12 protein-coding genes are annotated in these 19,795 nt (G+C 60.6%); 6 read left to right on the forward strand and 6 right to left on the reverse strand.

Annotated elements, in window-relative coordinates; all coding sequences use genetic code 11:
* Positions 1-267 precede the first annotated feature (267 nt).
* The 3 genes from SMCB_RS05340 to SMCB_RS13295 all read left to right on the forward strand — a co-directional run bounded on the left by SMCB_RS05340 (position 268) and on the right by SMCB_RS13295 (position 8,749).
* On the forward strand, positions 268-6,378 hold the full coding sequence (locus tag SMCB_RS05340) for a DUF4011 domain-containing protein (protein ID WP_045535626.1): 6,111 nt from the start codon (positions 268-270) through the stop codon (positions 6,376-6,378).
* 88 nt (positions 6,379-6,466) lie between these two features.
* Complete coding sequence (locus SMCB_RS05345) at positions 6,467-7,840, forward strand: IS1380 family transposase (protein WP_045537692.1); 1,374 nt, start codon at positions 6,467-6,469, stop codon at positions 7,838-7,840.
* 441 nt (positions 7,841-8,281) lie between these two features.
* Positions 8,282-8,749 (forward strand): DUF3320 domain-containing protein, encoded by a 468-nt coding sequence (locus SMCB_RS13295; RefSeq protein ID WP_045535629.1) that lies wholly within the window; start codon positions 8,282-8,284, stop codon positions 8,747-8,749.
* 200 nt (positions 8,750-8,949) lie between these two features.
* Here the strand turns inward: SMCB_RS13295 and cadR are convergent, their stop codons facing one another.
* Positions 8,950-9,357 (reverse strand): Cd(II)/Pb(II)-responsive transcriptional regulator, encoded by a 408-nt coding sequence (cadR, locus tag SMCB_RS05355; protein WP_045537694.1) that lies wholly within the window; start codon positions 9,355-9,357, stop codon positions 8,950-8,952.
* A 95-nt stretch (positions 9,358-9,452) separates the two neighbouring features.
* Here cadR and SMCB_RS05360 point away from each other — a divergent pair, with 95 nt between their 5' ends.
* Genes SMCB_RS05360 through SMCB_RS05370 form a run of 3 tightly spaced genes read left to right on the forward strand, consistent with a single transcriptional unit; the run spans position 9,453 to position 12,176 of the window.
* Positions 9,453-10,349 carry a cation efflux transmembrane domain-containing protein gene (locus SMCB_RS05360; RefSeq protein ID WP_045533006.1) on the forward strand — a complete coding sequence of 299 codons (897 nt, stop codon included), beginning with the start codon at positions 9,453-9,455 and terminating at the stop codon, positions 10,347-10,349.
* A gap of 3 nt (positions 10,350-10,352) precedes the next feature.
* Positions 10,353-10,865, forward strand: coding sequence for a signal peptidase II (gene lspA, locus SMCB_RS05365; RefSeq protein ID WP_016915550.1), 513 nt, complete (start codon positions 10,353-10,355; stop codon positions 10,863-10,865).
* A gap of 21 nt (positions 10,866-10,886) precedes the next feature.
* Positions 10,887-12,176, forward strand: coding sequence for an ISL3-like element ISPpu12 family transposase (locus SMCB_RS05370; protein ID WP_035594389.1), 1,290 nt, complete (start codon positions 10,887-10,889; stop codon positions 12,174-12,176).
* Between the two features lie 351 nt (positions 12,177-12,527).
* On the opposite strand, the gene SMCB_RS05375 is transcribed toward SMCB_RS05370, so the two are convergent.
* The 5 genes from SMCB_RS05375 to SMCB_RS05395 are packed head-to-tail and all read right to left on the reverse strand — an operon-like array spanning position 12,528 to position 19,661.
* Positions 12,528-13,463, reverse strand: a complete 936-nt coding sequence (locus tag SMCB_RS05375) for an LD-carboxypeptidase (protein ID WP_045535630.1) — start codon at positions 13,461-13,463, stop codon at positions 12,528-12,530.
* Positions 13,464-13,472: 9 nt separating this feature from the next.
* Positions 13,473-14,642 (reverse strand): tRNA adenosine(34) deaminase TadA, encoded by a 1,170-nt coding sequence (gene tadA, locus SMCB_RS05380; RefSeq protein ID WP_231851260.1) that lies wholly within the window; start codon positions 14,640-14,642, stop codon positions 13,473-13,475.
* A 15-nt stretch (positions 14,643-14,657) separates the two neighbouring features.
* Positions 14,658-15,830: an acyl-CoA dehydratase activase-related protein gene (locus tag SMCB_RS05385; protein WP_045535631.1), complete on the reverse strand. Its 1,173-nt coding sequence runs from the start codon at positions 15,828-15,830 to the stop codon at positions 14,658-14,660.
* Positions 15,808-18,000, reverse strand: coding sequence for a BadF/BadG/BcrA/BcrD ATPase family protein (locus SMCB_RS05390; RefSeq protein ID WP_045535634.1), 2,193 nt, complete (start codon positions 17,998-18,000; stop codon positions 15,808-15,810). Before SMCB_RS05390 ends, SMCB_RS05385 begins: the two co-directional genes overlap by 23 nt.
* Entirely contained in the window at positions 17,997-19,661 is a 1,665-nt protein-coding gene (locus tag SMCB_RS05395) for a hypothetical protein (RefSeq protein ID WP_197539316.1), read from the reverse strand. The genes SMCB_RS05390 and SMCB_RS05395 overlap by 4 nt, the downstream gene beginning before the upstream one ends.
* Positions 19,662-19,795: the final 134 nt, after the last annotated feature.

The raw sequence follows: 19,795 nt of genomic DNA on the forward strand, positions 1-19,795 counted from the left end.
GTTAGCTTGAAGATGGGTTTTTAGAGCGTTTTTAACGATCTACTAGAAAAACCACCCATCTGACTGCCTTCTAGCAGGTATCATCTGAACCATAACAACAACCCACCAGACCTTGCGATGGATGGCATACTGAACCACGAAGCGCGTCACGCTCAAGTTGGGCGAGTGCTGGGCAGCGGACAAGCTTAAAGGTACGCTATGACCTGCGTGGTCAGTTATTCAGAAACATCTTAAGTCGCCAAGCATGGCTTGACTAGGAGAACCTGTATGTCAAGAGAGCCAGACCATACACCTGAATCTGGTGCGCCAGTAAATTCCGACGTTTCTGCCGTTTCTGAGGCAACGCCGCCCACAGTGCGGTTGCAGATCAGTGCGGCCAAGAAGCTGAACCTTGCAGATTTCCAGAACGCGGTACCGGTTTTACACGAACTGGTCATTGTCAATGGGACCTCTACACCGATCAGCGAGTTGAGCGTTCACCTCGTTTCCGAGCCACCGTTTGTAAAGCCTCGCGCCTGGAACGTGGAGTTGGTGGCTGCAGGCGAGAGCTATCACCTGAGTGATCTCGACGTGCAGCTGGATGGTGCCCTCTTTTCGCGCTTGACAGAAGCCGAACTGGCTTCGCTGCATTTGGATCTGCGCAGCCGCCAGCAAGGAAATGAAGTCATCGCGCACCTAGACTGCGCGGTAGAACTGCTGCCTCGCAATCAATGGGGTGGCATTGACTATCTGCCAGAAATGCTGGCGGCGTTCGTTCAGCCAAACGACCCCGCCATCGACCGTTTGCTCAAAGGTGCGGCGCTGGCATTGCAGGCAGGTGGCAAGTCTGGCTCTATCGACGGCTACACACATGGCCTGAAGCGGGCATGGGAGTTGGCGTCTGGTATTTGGGCCGCTGTGCTTCAGCGCAAGCTCAACTACGCACTTCCTCCCGCCAATTTCGAACACATTGGACAGAAGATTCGAAGCCCTACACAGGTGATCGATGGCGGCTTGGCCACATGCCTAGATCTTGCGTTGCTATTCGCTGCATGCCTAGAGCAGGCGCACCTCAACCCCTTGCTGGTGTGCACCCGTGGGCACGCATTTGTCGGTGTGTGGCTCCGCGATGAGGAGTTTTCCACTTCTGTAGTCGATGACATCACAGCAGTGAGGAATCGGTTGAAGCTACAGGAAATGCTGGTTTTTGAATCGACTCTCGCGGCACAGGGCCAAGCTGTGGGCTTTAGCCGGGCCATCGCACACGCCAACCGGCAATTGTCTGAAGAGGAACAGGAAAAGAAAGAAAATAAGTTTCAACTGGTCATCGACGTGAAACGCGCGCGTAGGTCGCGCATCAAGCCGCTCGCGCAAGCGCAAGCCGTCGCAGATGCCATGCCTGTTGAGGTTGAACCAGAGACAGCGATCGGCGTTGAAGATGCCCCAGACCTGCCCGACGAAGCGATCACCGATACGTCGTTGTCTGAATTGGATCCCAACGACAGACTGGCTCGGTGGCAACGCAAACTGCTCGATCTTTCGCTCAGAAACACACTGCTAAACTTCAAGCAGGGCAAAAAAGCATTGCTGCTTGAGGTGCCAGCACCGGCCTTGGAAGACACCCTTGCCCAAGGGCAAGCCATCAAGCTCCTGCCCAGCCCACTACTGATGCAGGGCTCAGACCCTCGAAGCCAGCAGCTGCACGAGGCAAGAAGCCTTGAAGACCTGCCCAAGGCGCATGCACTTGACGCCCTGAAACGCCGCGAAGTCTTTATCAAGCTCGAAAATAGAGAACTGGAAGAACGCCTAGTTGAGCTGTATCGGGGTGCACGCAACGCGATGCAGGAAGGTGGTTCCAACACGCTCTTCATCGCGCTCGGCTTCCTGGTCTGGACCCGTTCCGACAAGCCAGAATCACAGGTCAAAGCGCCCTTGATCCTGCTCCCCATCACCCTGAACCGCAAAAGTGCACGATCGGGATTTAGTTTGCAAGATCATGAAGATGATGCGCTGCTCAATCCGACGCTGGTCGAGATGCTGCGGCAGGACTTCCAACTGGAGTTGGGCATTGTAGCTGGCGCCCTGCCACGAGACGAATCCGGTCTGGACATTGTAAGCATCTGGAATCGCGTGCGCAGCGCCATCAAAGACATCAACGGTTGGGAAGTCAGCGAAGACGTGGTCTTATCCATGTTCTCCTTTGCCAAGTATTTGATGTGGAAAGACTTATCGGATCGCACCGCCGACTTACGACAGTCTCCGGTGGTAGCGCACTTGCTCGATACGCCGCGCGAACCCTACCCTTCCAGCACGCCTTTTCCCGAGACTAGCAGGCTAGACGCCGACTACACGCCGCAGCAGGTGTTCAGCCCACTCCCTGCAGATTCGTCGCAACTGTCCGCAGTCATGGCGGCGGCCAGAGGCAAAGATTTTGTGTTGATCGGACCACCAGGCACCGGCAAGAGCCAGACCATTGCCAACCTGATCGCGCAGTGTCTGGCTGAAAACAAGCGCGTACTTTTTGTGGCCGAAAAAATCGCTGCACTGGATGTTGTATATCGCCGCCTGCGCGATGTGGGGCTCGGGGAGTTCTGTCTCGAATTGCATTCAAACAAGAGCCGCAAGCTCGACGTATTGGGCCAGTTGCAGAAATCGTGGGAGTCCCAAGGTGAAGTGGACGTTGCCACTTGGGAAGCCAAAGCCAGCCAATTAGGCCAAGTGCGCGAGCAACTGTCAACCTATGTTGCGCGACTGCACCACCGGCACAACAACGGCTGGACGATCTTCAAAGCCATCGGCTGTGTCGTCGGTGGCGATGCGCTGCCTGATCTGCGATTTAGCTGGGCCTCTCCCCGTGCGCACGACGAAGCGGCACTGGTTGAACTGCGCGTTCTGGCTGGTAGGTTGCAAGCCAATGCAGCTGCGGTTAACCCAGATCAATTATTGACGGGCGCTTTGGTACCGGTTTATGTCACAGACTGGTCCGCCAAGTGGCAGCAGAAAATGGTCCGGTCTGCACAGACGCTGCAGACCATATGCCTTGATTTCCAAGCTGCAGCGCAAACCCTCGGGCATTTGCTCGGCATGGAATGGCCTGCGCTGCATCTTCAAGCACGGTCGGCACTTGGTGTGCTCGCCCAAGCCTTGCCGCAGGCAGCGGATCAAGATTGGAGTTTCTGCGCACTGCCGGACGCTGAGCACATCTGCGCCGCCTTAAAAACCGGCAACGAACTGCTTGGCCAGCACCGGGAAATATCTTCGCAGATGAGCCCCCCTTGGACTGCAGATCTGCAAACCCGTATGCATCATGCACTCGACCTTCTGGACAAGTACCGCAAGATGCATGCGGAACTCGGAACACCTTGGCCACCTGACGTCAGCACTGAAATTGAACACGGTGTGCAATTGATCGAGGAAATTAATCAATTGCGCGCGAGCCTTTCCGTGAAGTACGGCGCCGCTGTGGGTCAGATAAACGTGTCGCAGTTGCATCGCGATTGGGTCAAGGCCGAAAAGGCGTTCCAGCCCATGTCTTGGTTAGGCAAGCGCAAAGTACGTAAAGTGCTAGAGGGTTTCATCGAGGGCGCCGGCGAACCACGTGTCGCCGACGACCTGTCTGCGCTTGTGCGAATCAAGAGCCTGCATGAGAATGTCCAGCAACTGAACCCAGGTTCGGCCGCCGAAGGCTTGTGGACTGGCATCAAGACGCGGGTTGATCACGCCCGCAGCGCCTTGAAAGCCAATACAGCTCTGCAAGCGGCACGTATGCACAAACCCTTTACGCTCGATGGTTTAGATGCTGCATCCGAGGGGTGCTGTGGCGAGCGTTGGACACGCGAGGTTCAACGTCTAAAATTCTTGCTTGACCTAGACAACCACTTGACCGAGTACGCTTCGCTCACGGAGTGCAGTCTAGGGCTTTGGCAAGGGCACAACACCGATTCTGAAGCACTTCGCTTGGCGCTCGCATTTGAACGCGAACGGTTGACCTTGCAGCAACGCGGTCTGTTGCAAACACCACATCTGGGAGTGGCCGAAGGCCGATGCGGTTCCGACCTGCAACAACAGCATGAATGGTTGCAAAGGCGCGGCAACGTGGAGGCGCGCCTGCTTAACATGACAGCTCTGGCCTCCGACTGCCCTGACGTTTGGAAAGCCCTTGATACCGATAGCGCAAGTATCGAACGCGCGCTGAAGTTCCATGCCTTGCTAAAAACTGCCCTGGGCAGCCTTGGCTTTGATTCATCCGCCAACGCTGTGGCGCTACGCGCTGTGCATCAGGTGCTGGCTACGCGCCGCTGTGAACTGGGTGAATCAGGTGCGATCAGTCAGGCCTGCCTCAAGGTCGCTTCAACGCTGCCACACCTCAGCAGTGCAGCCGAACAATTCTTCCACAACGCTGAGCAACCAGATGCAGTCCGCCGCATGTTTGCTAACCATACGCCTGTAGAGTTGGCCGAAACGTCTGCGCAACTGGATGCGCATCACCACGGCCTGCACGCATGGTGCGCATGGCGCCACGCCCAGCATGATGCACGCAATGCAGGTCTCGGGGCATTGGTGGACGCCATCGATACGGGTGATGTAACACCTGCTCAGGCACCCACTGCATTCGAAGTCAATTACGCCCGTTGGTGGCTCGCAGAAGCGGTGGATGAGGACGATGTTCTGAAACGCTTTGTCTGTGCTGAGCACGAGTTGCGCATTCAGGAATTCCGTGCTTTGGATGACGAGTTTACCCAAGTGACCCGCGCCTGGATTCGCGCCAAACTGTGCGCCAACCTGCCGGCCAGCGACAGCATCCAACGCAACAGCCAGTGGGGCATCCTGCGCCACGAGATCACCAAGAAAAAGAAACACAAGCCACTGCGCCAACTGTTACAAGAGATACCGTCGGTGGTGTTGCGCTTGACACCGTGCTTGCTCATGAGCCCGCTCTCAATCGCGCAGTATCTTTCGGCGGAAGCTAAAAACTTCGACTTGGTGGTATTTGACGAGGCATCGCAAATCCCGGTGTGGGACGCCATCGGCGCCATGGCCCGTGGCAAACAGGTGGTGATGGTGGGTGACCCGAAACAACTGCCACCCACCAACTTCTTTGGCCGCAGCGATGGCTCCGATGATGACGACGGCGTAGTGGAAGGCGATTTGGAGAGCATTCTGGACGAATGCTTAGGTGCCAGCCTGCCCATGTGCAACTTGACTTGGCACTACCGCTCGCGCCACGAAAGCTTAATTGCCTTCAGCAATAACCGATATTACGGAGGTGGACTAGTCACATTTCCGTCGCCTGTTACCGACGACCAAGCCGTCAGCTTTAACCCTGTGAAGGGGATCTATGAAAAAGGCGGTGCCCGCATTAACCAACCAGAAGCTAAAGCCTTGGTGGCCGATCTGGTTAGCCGCCTCAAGAGCCTGGGTTTCCGAGAATCTGGCCTGACCATAGGCGTAGTTACGTTTAACTCTGAGCAGCAAACTCTGATAGAAAACATGCTTGATGCTGAGCGCCGCAAAGACCCAAGCCTAGAGCCCTATTTTTCCGAAACGGAGCTCGAGCCGGTGTTCGTGAAGAATCTAGAGAGTGTGCAAGGTGACGAGCGCGACATTATGTACTTCTCTATCACCTACGGGCCAGACATGACCGGTGCCGTGTCGATGAATTTCGGCCCGCTAAATCGCGACGGCGGCGAACGGCGCCTGAATGTGGCGGTAACGCGCGCCCGACACGAACTGCGTGTGTACTCTAGCCTGCGTGGCGATCAAATGGATTTGTCTCGCACCAAAGCAAGCGGCGTGCGCGACCTCAAACACTTTCTTGAGTTTGCTGAATACGGGCCGCGTGCACTGGCAGAAGCGCACCGAGGCAGCCAAGGCGACTTCGAAAGCCCATTTGAAGCAAGCGTGGCAGCATCGCTGGAGCGCAAGGGCTGGCAGGTGCACGCTCAAATCGGTGCTTCGAAGTTTCGCGTGGACTTGGGCGTGGTACATCCGGATTTTGCCGGCCGTTATTTGGCGGGGCTTGAATGCGACGGTGCCACCTACCACCGCTCTGCCACTGCACGCGACCGCGACAAGTTGCGCGAACAGGTGCTGCAAGGCTTAGGATGGAAAATCGTGCGCATCTGGTCTACCGACTGGTGGGTGAACCCAGGAGGTACGCTAGAACGTGTGCATGCAGCCCTAGCGAAATTGCTTAAAGAAGACCGTGTTCACCAAACCAGAATGGAAGCAGTGTCGCCAAACGCGGTTGCGCTTGCTCCAAGCGACGCCGAGGGAAAGCTCAGACTTGATGTGGCCGAGGTGGCCGATGCAGCCCCCATTTGTACGGCAGCATTCATGCCCACGCAAGCCGTTGAACACCAACCGAAGGCTGTTGACGCATTCTCCCTGAATCCGTGACCTGAACCCCACAAACCCAACGTTTTTCGATTATAATCAACGCACTACCAACATCCCACCGCGCACCCAGCAGGTGCAAGCGCCGCAAATGACTGACCCAGTCGAGTTCGTTGTCAAAAAGCTGCCCTACGACTTGTCCAGCCACGGTGGCTTGGCCTTGGTGGGGCGCTTGTTCAAGCGCATCAACCTGCCGGCCATGGTCGATCCCCAGTATCCCGTGCGTGCCGGAATTGCCAACAGCGACATCCTCAAGTGCTATGTGGCCATGCTCACCTTGGGCAAGAACGACTTCGAAGCCGTCGAAGCCTTTCGCAAGCAGCGCTTTGCCCACCAAGCCTTGGGCCTGCGCGCCGTGCCCTCCAGCGCCACCTTGCGCCAGCGCTTCGATGCCATGGGCTGCGAGTGGAGCGTACTGGCCGACTCGATCAACCGCGCCCTGCTGGGCTTGCACATCGATGGCGCAGCGATCGACTTCGGGGCCCTGCCCAGCGGCCACCTGCCACTGGACATCGACACCTTCGTCATGGATCAGAGCGACAGCGCCAAAGAAGGCGTGTCCTACACCTACGCCGGAGTCGATGGCTACTGCCCCATCGCCCTGTACCTGGGCACCCGCGGCTACTGTCTGGAGCTTGATCTGCGTCCGGGCAGCCAGCACAGCGCGCGCGAGAGCGAATACAACATCGAACGGGCCCTGAGCACCGCCTGTGCGGTGGCCCAAGCGCCCTTGCTGCTGCGCGCCGACTCGGGCTTTTGCTCGCAGCACCTGATAGCGCGCACACAAGAACAAGCGGCCAAGCTGGGGCGCCAAGTCGATCTGCTGATCAAATGGAATCCGCGCGCCGCGCCGGTGGAGCAGATTGCCGCCCAGCGCTGCGCCGATGCCCACACCGTCTGGAACCCGCTTCGAGCCGGCAAGCGCGAATGCCTGTGGAGCGAAGCGCTGCTTGGCATTGAAACCCAAGCAGAAAGCAGCCGCGCACTGCGCCGCGTCTATCGTCTGACCGAGCGCACGCTGGACAAGCGGGGCCAGCCCTTGCTCTTTCCCGAGTACGTGCTGGAAGGCTGGAGCACCACGCTGGGGCCGGAGGTGGCACACGAGCAGGTCATCGCCCTGTACCGTGACCACGCCACGCACGAGCAGTTTCATGCCGAGTTCAAGACCGACATGGACTTGAACCGACTGCCCTCGGGCAAGTTTGCCACCAACCACCTGGTGTGTGCGCTGGCCGCGCTGGCCATGAACCTGTTGCGCATCGTGGGGCAGTACACGCTGCACGAGAGCGACAGCCCGATGCGCAAGACCGCGCTGCGCCGGCGCATCAAGACCGTGATGCAAGAGCTGATGTACAAGGCCGCGCGCGTCATCAGCCATGCGCGGGGCTGGGCATTGGGCATCTCGGGCTCGGACTCGGGCTTTGCGGTGTTTGAGCGTGCCTTTGGCAAGATGAAGGCAGCTTAAGGTTGCTGGCTGGGTCAGATCGGGCTCAGCGAACTCACGGATTGCGAAAAACGCGGGGTTCTGCGGGGCTAAGGCTGCGCTGGTGGTGGCGAAAGCGGGCGAAAACACGGTTAGATGGGCTTGCAAGCGCCTTGTGCGGGGTGTTTGTGAGCGCCGATGGGTCTTCGCGCGGCCCGCTGGGCGGGAAAAGTGCGAGAAATCTCAGTTTGGGGCGGCGGTTGGGCGGGCATGTCGTGATGCGGGGATTGAGGTCACGGATTCAGGTTCTCAAAAGCGGTTTGCGCCCTGCCGGTTTCCTCGCCGTCAATGCTTGGTCTTTGGGCCGCAGATACTAAAAATGAACGACGCTACCAGGCATCACAGCCTTGCGACGCGGTAGGAGCCGCTGGACTTTCTGCCAACTTTTTTCACGAACCAAGCTACGCCGCTGTGTTGCAACCAATGGTGGAATGGGTAGTGCAGCACGAGGGGCCGGTGCTGGATGCAGTGTTGGCGCGGCGCATTGCCCGGGCACATGGTTTTCAGCGCACTGGAAGCCGGATTCAGGAGCGGGTTGAGCAGATTGCCCGCAGGCTCTTCAGGACTACTGTCGAGGCTGCTGGCACGTTCTATTGGCCACATGGTGTGGATTTAAGTTCCGAGTTCGCTTTCAGACAGCCCTCAGATGAAGACAGCGTGCGCGGTGTCGAAGAGATCTGTGAGGCAGAGCTTCGGTCACTAACGCGGCTTGTGCTGCACAGAGGACACTCCGGGCAAGATGCTCTGCTCGCCATGGCTCGCGCGCTTGGCATACAGAGGCTTCGGGAAGCCAGCAAAGTACGCTTGGAGGCTCTACTAATTAAGGCTTTTGCGCCCAGCCAGCAAGAAAAATGGCTTACAGAGCGTGATCCCCCTGACTCGCTGACTTGAAATATCGGGGCCAAACAACAACTCTTCCGCCACCAGTACCAGCCCCCCACCTTTGCAAGGCTGTTAACTGCATTTCAGAAACATTGAACATTATCACCCAACATCAATATTTCGGGTAAGCGGATTAAATGGTTGATCTTACCTTTGCATGAGAGTGAGACAGACCGGCATCTCATCGGATTATCTGGTTGATGCTTCACCTACTGCTGGTGCATGTTTCCTTCGCTAATTCCAGCAAGAACCCCACACGCCTCAACTTCCCGGTCATCGTTGCAACTCGCTCTCAGTGAAACGAGTTGTTTCTCAAGCGCTTGCAGAGCGGTTATCTGCGACCGCACATGAGAGATGTGATCATCGAGCAAGGCGTTGACGGCGGTACAAGGCTGATGAGGGTCGTCCTGATAGCTCTGTAGTTCGTGAATCTCAGCCAGTGACAGGCCCAGGATTCTGCAGCGACGGATGAAGGCCAGCCCCTCACCATGCTTCTCGGTATAGACACGGTAACCGTTCTCCTGCCGACCAGGCGGCGGCAACAAGCCCTGCTGTTCATAGAAGCGGATCGTCTGTGTTTCGACCCCTACCAACTGCGCCAACTGACCAATGCGCATCAGCCTCCTCCCCAACGGATTCTTTACTCTATTGACCTTATAGTAGCTTTATAGTTTAAAATGGTACCACAACATTGTTCAAGTGGAGTCGTATCATGAGCAAATCCTGTGGTGGCGCCTGTGGCGGTGATGCAACGTCCGCAGCGGATACCGATATACAGGCCTCCTCCGAGGCGCCAGGGAGATGGGTCAGTGTTTATGCCGTGCCGAAGATGGACTGTCCATCAGAAGAACGAATGATTCGCCTAGCCCTGAACGGCTTTGAGGAGATTCGGGCACTGTCCTTCGACTTGTCGAACCGCCGGTTGAAGGTCGTGCATGACGGCGAGGCTGAGCCCATTACCGCGAAACTGGCGACCTTGGGGCTAGGCGCCTCTCTTCAGGAAACCGTCATTGCCGACCCAGAGACGATCAAGGCCGCTGAGAGCTCGGCAGTCTCTGCTACGCAGGAGTCAGGCACTCTGCGCGTGTTGCTCGGTATCAATGCGATCATGTTCGTGGTGGGAATGACTGCCGGTCTGATCGCCCAGTCTACCGGCCTGATCGCTGATTCCCTGGATATGTTTGCCGATGCAGCCGTCTATGGCCTGGCTCTCTATGCCGTAGGGCGCAGTGCGAAAATGCAGGTACGTGCCGCGCATCTGGCAGGGGTACTGCAACTGATTTTGGCTATCGGCGTACTCGTCGAGGTGGTGCGACGCTTTGTTTTCGGTAGTGAGCCTGAATGGCTGGTGATGATAGCCATCGCCTTCGTCTCATTGATTGCCAATACCGCCTGTCTGCTGCTCATATCCAAACATCGGGAGGGCGGGGCGCACATGAAGGCAAGCTGGATATTCTCGGCCAACGACGTGGTGATCAACCTGGGGGTCATCACCGCCGGCGCTCTGGTCGCGTGGACCGGGTCCAATTATCCGGATCTGATTATCGGCACCATCGTGGGGGTCATTGTACTTAACGGTGCTAGACGCATTTTGGCGTTGAAGGGTTAAATAATGCTCATTATTGGCAAAAAGCTCTCGCCGTATGCCCTATTGTCCATATCGGGCCTGCTGGCAGCGTCTGATCAGGCCGTAAAATGGCTGGTGCAACAATCAATGGCATATGGCGAGTCTATTTCAGTGACCTCATTCTTTAACTGGGTACACGTATGGAATACCGGTGCCGCATTCAGTCTTTTTGCGAATGGTGGAGGCTGGCAGCGCTACTTTTTTATCGGAATCGCGGTAGTGGTCTCGATTTTTCTGATCAAGCTGATCCTTGAAAATCGTCATAAAGGAGAAGCCATCGCTTACAGTCTTATCCTCGGTGGCGCCATGGGCAACCTGATTGACCGGGTCTTTCGCGGCTATGTTGTGGATTCCTTTGATTTCTATTGGCGAGACTGGCATTGGCCGGCCTTCAACCTGGCTGATATTGCAATTGTCCTCGGTGCCTTACTTTTCGTTTCCAGCAGCTTGTTGGGTAAAAAAGCAAACACCAATGCCGAGCCGGATGGATCTGACTGACACCTACGCCTATACAACACCATGACCGAACTTCCCGACAACATCCTTCACCTGCCGCAATACCAAGTACTGGGCTGCAAATCAACCGACGACGAAATGCACTTCCAGGTGGACGTGCCCGATCCCATCGCCTGCGAGGAATGCGGCGTGCAGGGTGAGTTCGTACGGTTCGGCAAGCGTGACGTTCCCTATCGTGATCTGCCCATCCACGGCAAGCGGGTCACTCTCTGGGTGGTCCGCCGCCGATACACCTGCCGGGCCTGCAAGACAACATTCAGGCCCCAGCTGCCGGAGATGGTGGACGGATTCCGTATGACACTGCGGCTGCATGAGTACGTGGAGAAGGAATCCTTCAACCACCCCTACACCTTTGTGGCGGCACAGACCGGCCTGGACGAGAAGACGGTGCGCGACATCTTCAACGCCCGCGCCGAGTTGCTGGGGCGCTGGCACCGCTTCGAGACGCCCCGCATCCTGGGCATTGACGAGCTATACCTGAACAAGCGCTACCGCTGCATTCTGACCAACATTGAGGAGCGAACCCTGCTCGACCTTCTGGCCACCCGCCGCCAGGACGTGGTGACCAACTACCTAATGAAGCTGAAAGACCGGCAGAAGGTCGAGATCGTCAGCATGGACATGTGGAACCCCTACCGGGCAGCGGTCAAGGCTGTGCTGCCCCAGGCCCGTATCGTGGTCGATAAGTTCCATGTGGTGCGCATGGCCAACGATGCCCTAGAGAGAGTGCGCAAGGGCCTCAGAAAGGAGCTGAAACCGTCCCAGAGCCGGACTCTCAAGGGAGACCGGAAAATCCTGCTGAAACGCGCTCACGAAGTCTCAGACCGGGAGCGCCTCATCATGGAGACCTGGACAGGCGCGTTCCCGCAACTGCTGGCCGCCTACGAGCACAAGGAGCGCTTCTACGGCATCTGGGACGCCACCACACGGCTCCAGGCAGAAGCCGCCCTGGACGAGTGGATAGCCACCATCCCGAAGGGCCAAAAGGAAGTCTGGAGCGATCTGGTCAGGGCAGTGGGAAACTGGCGCGAAGAGACCATGACCTACTTCGAGACGGACATGCCCGTCACCAACGCTTACACGGAGTCCATCAACCGACTGGCCAAGGACAAGAACCGTGAAGGGCGCGGTTACTCCTTCGAGGTGATGCGGGCACGAATGCTCTACACCACGAAGCACAAGAAGAAGGCACCGACTGCGAAGGTCTCTCCTTTCTACAAGAAAACCATCGGTTACGGACTGCCGGACTTCGCAGAGGAACTCAACTACGGAGTCGATCTATCAACCATCTGAGGGTGGTATCAGATTGATGGGGTGAAGGTGCCCCATCAACCATTAAATCCGTATACCCAATATTTCCAACTCCAAGCGATCCGGTTCGAATTGGAACTGGGTAGCGCAGCGGTTTTCATAGGTCCAAACAATTCGGGCAAGACCACCGCATTGCAAGCCTTGGCGCTGTGGGATTTTGGATGGCTGCGCTGGGTCGAAAAAAGGGGCAAAAGTTCACCGGCGGAGCGCTAAGGCGTAACTATCAACCGCCGTGACCTGTATGCCCTTCCTGTACCGAGGGACCCAAGGTGCTATGCGCAGCCCATCGGGCACATCTCAAACAGCAAGCGCCTAGCTTGGGTTTCTGCGGCTTCAACCCCAAAACAGCAAGCAATCGCGGCCCTGCACCAGCAGCTGCACGCTGCGGCCCACGGGCAGCAGCACTTTGGTGGGCACGTGGCCAAAGGGCAACCCGGTGAGCACGGGCACGCTCACTTGGTTGCGCAGCCACTGCACCACGCTGGCGAGCTTGAAGCCGCGGTCGTGCGGGGTGAGCTGAAAGCGGTTGAAGGCGCCCAGCACGATGGCGCGTTGGCGCTGCAACACGCCGCTGTGCAGCAGCTGGCTGAGCATGCGCTCGATGCGGTAGGGGTGCTCACCCACGTCTTCGAGGAACAGGATGCCGCCTTCTACTGCGGGCAGGTAGGGCGTGCCCGCGAGGCCGCTGAAGATCGACAGGTTGCCGCCCCACAGCGGCGCGGCCTCGATGGTCCAGCCCTGGTCTGCAGCGGCATGAGCCAGCTCGGGGTGGGCGCGCAGGTCGGCCGGGGGCAATCGCCAGCCAGCGCCCTCGCCTACCCCGGCGCACAAATCATCGAAGCAGGCTTGCATGATTTCGTCGGGTGGCTCGGGGGTGGCCCAGTCTTCGAGCAGGGCCGGCCCAGACCAGGTGCAGCCCCCGGTTTGCGCCAGCAGCGCCAGTTGCAGGGCGGTGAAGTCGCTCAAGCCCACCCAGGCGCTGCCGCGCTCGACGGAGCTTTGTATGGCGGCGTAGGGCAAGTGGGGCAGCAGCCGGGTGAGGCCGTAACCGCCCCGGGTGGTGAGGACGATCTCGGCGCCGCTGGCGGCGGCGCGCCCGATGGCGGCTAGGCGGGTGGCGTCGTCACCGGCGAAGCGCTGCCAGGTGCTGAGCGCATCTGGGTCGATCTCGACTTGGTGGCCTAGGGCCTGCAGCCTTTTTACGGCGCGCTTGAAGCCGGCGCGGTCGCGCACCGCCCCGCTGGGGGAATACAGGTAGATGTGACTCATGACGCGGGATTATGCGCCCGAGCCTGCGTGGCCCCAAGCCTGCAGCGCCGCCCGGTGCCCGGCATCGGGGTATGGCAAGGTAGGCCAATCGGGGGGTAAAAGCGGGCACGGCGTGGGCTCGAGTTCGGCCGCTGCGATCGGCAGGCGATCGCTAATGCGCAACGCCCCAGACGGCCGATCTGGGCTGTGCGCGCCCACTTCTGGGTCAGGTTGATGGGTCTGCCCAGTGGCTATGAATGCTTGGGCTAGCGCCTGCGCCAGTGCCACCTGCCCGGGCGCATAGCGCAGCTGCAGGGGCGCTGCCGCGCCGGTGGGCAGGCAGCCGCTGTGCTGCAGCAGCTGCAGCAAAACTTGGGCGTGCTGGGCCAAGCTGTGCCAATGCGCCCGCTTGGGCTTGTCGCTCTGGCCAAAGCCGATGAGGTCGGGCACCAGCACGCGGCTGGCCTGCGCCTGCAGCGCAGCCATGCTGCCGGCCCACTGCGGCCACCAGCCGGTGGGCCCGTGCAGCAGCAGCCACACCGGCGCCGCCGAGTCAGCCCCCGGCAGATCGAGCAGGTGCAGGCGCAAACCGCCCAGGGCGGGCAAGTCGGCCACCCAACGCTGGCATGCGCGCCACTGCGGCCACAGCTTCCACACGGGTTCAAAGGCGGCCTCCGGCGTGCGCAGTGCGTCTTGGCGCAGCGGTTGCTGGGTGGCACGCGCTTGGCTGCGGCGCTGGGAAAAAAAATCCTGCAGCAGTGCCGCGCATTCATCTGCACGCACGCCGCCTTGCACCGCAGTGTGGTGGTTGAGCGCAGCGATGGCAAACAGATCGAGCACCGAACCGGCGGCCCCGGTTTTGGGTTCGGGCGCACCGTACACCAGCCGGCGCAACCGCGCGTGCAGCATGGCTTGGGCACACATAGCGCAGGGCTCGAGCGTGACGTAGAGCGTGCAGCCATCGAGCCGGTAGTTGCCCAGCGCCTGCGCGCCTTGGCGCAAGGCCAGCAGCTCGGCGTGGGCGCTGGGGTCGCACAGGCCGATGGGCTGGTTGTGCGCCGCCGCCACTGGCTGCGACGCCCCCGGCCGCACCAGCACCGCGCCCACCGGCACCTCGCCCAGCGCGGCGCCACGGCGCGCCTGTTGCAAGGCCAGGCCCATGTAGTGCAGGTCTGCGGGCTCCGGTTGCGTGTCGTCCACCGCGCCCAGCACCGCTCAAGCCCCGAGCAGTGGGCAGCCGGGTTGGCTGGCGGCGAGCTTGCGGTTGATGATGTCGGCCCCTTGTTTGGACAGGTAGTGCGCCACGGTTTCGACGCGGATTTTGACCGAGCCGGCCGGCTTGGTCGAGTCGAGGTCTTGGAAGGAAAAGAACAGCGTACCCGAGCGCTCGACGATGGACTGCACCGGCGAGTAGGTGGGCTGGTCCATGCCGCACTCGTAGCTGGCCAGCCGCACCACGGCGGCGATCCAGGGCATGCGCGCCGCCACCTTGGCGCCCCACAAAATCTCGTTGGTGTTGCCGCTGTACGACGAAGGCCAGACGTCGCGGATGTCGAGCGGCGAGCGGATGTGGCCGGCGGCGATGTCGGGGTCGAACATCCAGTGCAGCAGGTCGGCGTCGATGGGCAGGTACTGGGCCCACAGCACCGGGTAGCCGTGCGCTTGCAGATCGACTTCGATCTCGTGGCCGATGCCGGGGTCCATGTGGTAGGGCCGCGCCACCACCAAGATGCAGGGGCGCTGCTCGCGCGCGCACCACTCCAAGATCTCGCGCGCCTTGGTGCGCAGGCGCTGGTTGTAGGCGTCTAGACTGCGGTAGCCCATCTGCACCGCTTCCGTGGTTTCGGCCAGCGTCAGGCCCGGCAGGGCATCGCGCATGCCCTCATAGAGCTGTTTGGGCACCACCGGCGGGTCGGCCAGCGAGACAAAGGGCGTGACGTGCAGCACCCGCGCTTCGGCAAAGGCGTCGCGCTCTTTGATGAAGCCGGCCTTGATGTTTTCCGAGGCCGCCATGACGCGCGGACAGGTGAGCGAGGCATCCACGTACCCATCGAGGTACGAGGGCACGGAATGGATCATGGGCGAGAACAGGATGTCGATCTTGCGTTTGCTGCGCGCCAACAGCTCGCCGTAGTGCCCCGAGATGCACTTGACCGGGTAGCAGCAGTCCACCGTGCCTCGCCCCTTGGCGTAGGTGCGCGCCTGTTCCTCCGAGGTATCGGATGAAAATTCGATGCGCCGCGGGTCGATCCCTAGGGCCTCCAGAAACCCAAACCAAAACTGGTGTGTGCTCCAGATGTTGAGTACGCGCGGAATTCCGATGCGCAGCTTGGCGCGCGCCTGGCGCTGTGCCGCCAGATCGGCTTCAGTCGGCGCTGGCTGGAACAAGCTCCTCTTTGGCGCGTTTGAAGGCGCCTTCACGAACCAGTTCAGCAATGTTCGGGTAGGCACGTCGCGCTTCCTCCAGTTGATCTTTAACGACTTTCATCTCTTTCACGTCTTCGAGCAAGCCCTTGGGGCAGGTGTTGCCGCTGATGACGCGCTCCCAGCCCGCCTCGACCGGCACCTTGCTCCACGGCCGCCCGGCGGCGCCGGGTATTTGCACGTCGATGAAGGTGCGCCGGCAGTTGACCGGGCACCAGTGGCAGACGGTGTCTTCGTTGGTGGTGGCTTTGTACTCGAGCGACTCGATCAGATCATAGCCGCGAAACCGCGTTTGCTGGCCGCCCTTGAACCAGTCGAGCGCGCACAGCGCGGCCCCGATGGCCCCGGCCTCGCCCGAGTAGGGGTGCACCACCACGTCGGCAGTGGGCACCTTGGCATGGATGAAATCGACTTGCGCTTTCACCACCGCCAGGTTGCGGTGCGTGCCGCCCTGGAGCACGAACTTGCGCCCGACCGCCGCCAGGTTTTGGATCTGCCCGGCATAGACCCAGACGTTGAGCGGCAGCACCGCCGCCAGCGCCGCCATGATCTCTTCGCGCGCCCAGCCCTTGCGCTGCTGATTCACGATGTCGGACTGCAAGAACACGCCGCAGCCCATGGCCAGCGCCGGAATCGAGCGCGCCTGGAAGGCGTTTTGCGCGTAGTCTTCGAGCGGGATGCGGTAGCGCTCGGCCACCCCCTGCAAAAAAGCCCCATTGCCCGAGGAACACTGCGAGTTGAGCCGGAAATCGGCCACGGTGCCCTGGCGCAGCAGCATGATTTTTACATCGGTGCCGCCCACGTCGCAGATCACGTCGGCGTCGGGGATGTAGTGCAGCGCGGCGGTGGCGTGGGCCACGGTCTCGACCACGGCCATGTCGGAGCCGACGATGTCTTTGAGCAGGTCTTTGCCGTAGCCGGTCAGGCCTAGGGCGCCGATGCGCTCGAAACCGGCGGCGCGCACCTGGCGCATCAGCCCCTTGGCGTCTTCGATCGGGTTGCCGTTGGAGGGCACGTAACAGCTGGCCAGCACCTCGCCGCTCTGCGACAGCACCACGGCCTTGGCGGTGGTGCTGCCAAAGTCGCAACCCAAAATCACCGTTTGCTCGGTCAGGCTGGCGGCCGCTGCGGCCGACGGCACCCCGCGCTGGGTTTGGCCGTAGTTTTGCATGAAGCGCTCGAGCTCGGCGGCGCTGGCGGTCAGGCCCTTGGCGCCTTCGCGCGCTTTTTGCTCGTGTTGGCCCTCGCTGATCCACCAGCGCAGGCGCTCGGTGCCGCTGTAGATGCCGACCGTGGCCGGTTCGGTGCGCCCGATTTCAATGCAACCGATGCAGGCGTAGTAGAGCGCCTCGGAGGGCACCAAAATCAGCGATTCGGGGCTGGAGCCCTCGGGCAAGGCAACGCGGCGCTCGTTCCAGAGCTTGGCCAGGTGGTGGCGCCACGCCTCTTGCAAGCCCTTGAAGAACAGGTTGGGGCCGCCCAGCAGCAGCACGTGCGGCGTGGGCACGTTGCCCTTGGTGAGGGTGGCCAGGTTTTGATAGACCACGGCCTCGAACAGGCTGGCGATGATTTCGGGCACCGGCACGCCGCTCTTGACCAGCGTGTTGGCGTCGGTTTCGGCGAAGATGCCGCATTTTGAGCTGATTTTGTGCAAATCCAGCCCGGTGTAGCCCATCTGCGCCAGCTCATCGGGCGCCACCTTGAGCTTGCGCGCGGTTTTTTCGATGAAGGTGCCGGTGCCGCCGCTGCACGCCGACTGCATGAACACCTGCTTCGATTTGCCGTCGCCGCTGGGGCTGAAGAACAGGGTCTTCATGTCTTCGCCGCCGATTTCGGAGACGAAGTTGACTTCCGGGTGCAGCTTTTCTACTGCCGCCGAGACCGCCACCACCTCTTGCACGAACTTGGCCCCCAGCAAGGGGGCGATCAGGCCGGCGCCGGAGCCGGTGATCAGGATGCGATCGACCCCGGGCGCGAAGCCGCATTCGGCCTCGACGCGCTGCAAAAACTCCAGCACCTTTTCGGCCTGTTTGGTGTCGTGGCGCTGGTAGTCTTGCCACAGCACGGCGCCGCTGCCGTCGTCGAGCAGCGCTTTGACGGTGGTGGAGCCCACGTCGAGGCCGAGCCGCTTCATGCGCGCACCCCGGGCAAGCCCTTGAGGTGGGCGATGTGCAGCGCCAAGTTGGCCGCCGTGCCAGCCACACCGTAGTGCGGCACCCGGTAGGTGGCGCGCGACAGTTCGGGCCGCGCCGCTACTTCGGCCGCCAACTGGGCTTCGGTGAGGCCGATGCGTTGCAGCACCGAATCGAACTCGCGCACGGCGCGTTTTTTGGCCTCGGTCAAGATCATCTGGCAGCGCGACAGCGCGTGCACCTCGGCGTCGCCCTTGATCTCGATCGGCGCATAGAGCAGATCGGGGTACTTGCCCTGCACCGCCGCCATGGCGCCGATGCTCATGGTGTTGGGCATGCAGGCGTAGGGCGAGAGCTCGCAGGTCATGTGCGCCTTTTTGTGCAGGTGCGCCCATAGCGCCTTGCCGATGAGCATGTCGCCCTCACCGCCGCTCAAGCGCTTGTGGAAATACGGCGCCGCCAGATCGCGCAGCACGGTCTGCTCGGGCAGGGCGTGGGGCACATCGCCCAGCGCGTGGCGCATGCGGTTGTAGGTCCAGCGCAGCAAGGTCTGGATGGCGGCGTAGGTGGCGTTTTGGCGCCGCGCACCGGGTTCGATGCCGAAGCGCTCTTCGGCTTTCTGGCGCCCGAAGCGCAGCAGGTAGTCGAGCCAGATGGCGACCGGGGCCGGATAGACCTCGGCGCCTTCGCTCTCGAGCCAGCTGTGGATGTTGTAGTTGGCGTCGCCCTCGACCGTTTGCAGGTAGAACTCGCCGGTGATTTTGACCAGCGGCTTGACGCGCAGCCGATCGACCTCGATGGCGTCGAAGCGCCGCCGCACCTCACGCAGGGCGTTGACGAAATACGGCGTGGCGAAGTGCCACACCAGCGGGCCCCATTTCTTGCCGCGCTCGGGGCGCTCGCGCATGGTCTGGTACAAATATTCGATCGACTCGCGCGCCACGCGCGAGGTTTCGCCGGGGTTTTTCTCGTAAGGACGGACCTGGTATTCGAGGTCTTGCACCACGTCGGCCAGCAACACGCCCCAGACCGCACCCAAGGTAAAGGCCGGATTGAGCTCCAGCCCGCCGCCGTGCGCCGGCCCTTGATCGACCTTGGTTTGCTCGAGCAAAAACAGGCGAAACGACTCCAGCCCCACGTTGCGCAGCGCCAGCTCATAGCTCTGGTGGTACTGGCCGAAGCGGCAGGCGCCGCAAGCCCCGGCGGTGATGTAGATGTATTCTTGGTTGACGCGCTCGGCCCCGATGCGCTTGGTCTCGCCGCTCAAAAAGTTGGCCAGATTGCCGGTGACGAAGCTGGTGGGGCAGCACTGGCCGATGTCGGCCACTTCGCGCCCAGTGAGCAAGTCGGCACGGGTCGGGTTGGGTAGCACCTGCACCCGGTAGCCGAGGTTTTCCATGCCGCCTTGCATCAGGCGCTCGGCGCGCCAGTGCAGGCCGCCAAACAAAATCGTGACCTTGTCGCGCTCTTCGCGCGTGAAAGGCCGGGGTTTGTAGGCGCGGTAGTGGCCGCTGGCCGACCCCTGGCTGGGTGGCGACGCCGACGGCCCCAAGGGCGGCAAGCCCTGCGGGGCTCGCTTAACGACGGTTGGGTTAGGGTGTTCAGTGACGACCCGAATTTGTTGCAGTGCGGACAAACCGCGCGATGCTTCGCTGACGCTCATAACCAATCCTTTCGATGCATGGAACCGAACCGAACCGAACCCAAATCCGCGCAAAATTTCGTCGGGCCAATTTTGCAGCATTCGGCTAACTGAAAACGCTAAACCGTAAAAATGCTGTGGTTATCGCTCGCAAT

It is taken from the genome of Serpentinimonas maccroryi, assembly GCF_000828915.1.
Classification (GTDB): Bacteria; Pseudomonadota; Gammaproteobacteria; order Burkholderiales; family Burkholderiaceae_C; genus Serpentinimonas; species Serpentinimonas maccroryi.

Excerpts from the sequence above, each read along its gene's own strand:
- SMCB_RS05375 (WP_045535630.1), bottom strand. The coding sequence starts at position 13,463 with ATGAGTCACATCTACCTGTATTCCCCCAGCGGGGCGGTGCGCGACCGC.
- cadR (WP_045537694.1), bottom strand. The coding sequence starts at position 9,357 with ATGCGCATTGGTCAGTTGGCGCAGTTGGTAGGGGTCGAAACACAGACG.
- SMCB_RS05340 (WP_045535626.1), top strand. The coding sequence starts at position 268 with ATGTCAAGAGAGCCAGACCATACACCTGAATCTGGTGCGCCAGTAAAT.
- SMCB_RS05390 (WP_045535634.1), bottom strand. The coding sequence starts at position 18,000 with ATGAAGCGGCTCGGCCTCGACGTGGGCTCCACCACCGTCAAAGCGCTG.
- SMCB_RS05360 (WP_045533006.1), top strand. The coding sequence starts at position 9,453 with ATGAGCAAATCCTGTGGTGGCGCCTGTGGCGGTGATGCAACGTCCGCA.
- SMCB_RS05370 (WP_035594389.1), top strand. The coding sequence starts at position 10,887 with ATGACCGAACTTCCCGACAACATCCTTCACCTGCCGCAATACCAAGTA.
- SMCB_RS05345 (WP_045537692.1), top strand. The coding sequence starts at position 6,467 with ATGACTGACCCAGTCGAGTTCGTTGTCAAAAAGCTGCCCTACGACTTG.
- SMCB_RS13295 (WP_045535629.1), top strand. The coding sequence starts at position 8,282 with ATGGTGGAATGGGTAGTGCAGCACGAGGGGCCGGTGCTGGATGCAGTG.
- lspA (WP_016915550.1), top strand. The coding sequence starts at position 10,353 with ATGCTCATTATTGGCAAAAAGCTCTCGCCGTATGCCCTATTGTCCATA.
- SMCB_RS05395 (WP_197539316.1), bottom strand. The coding sequence starts at position 19,661 with ATGAGCGTCAGCGAAGCATCGCGCGGTTTGTCCGCACTGCAACAAATT.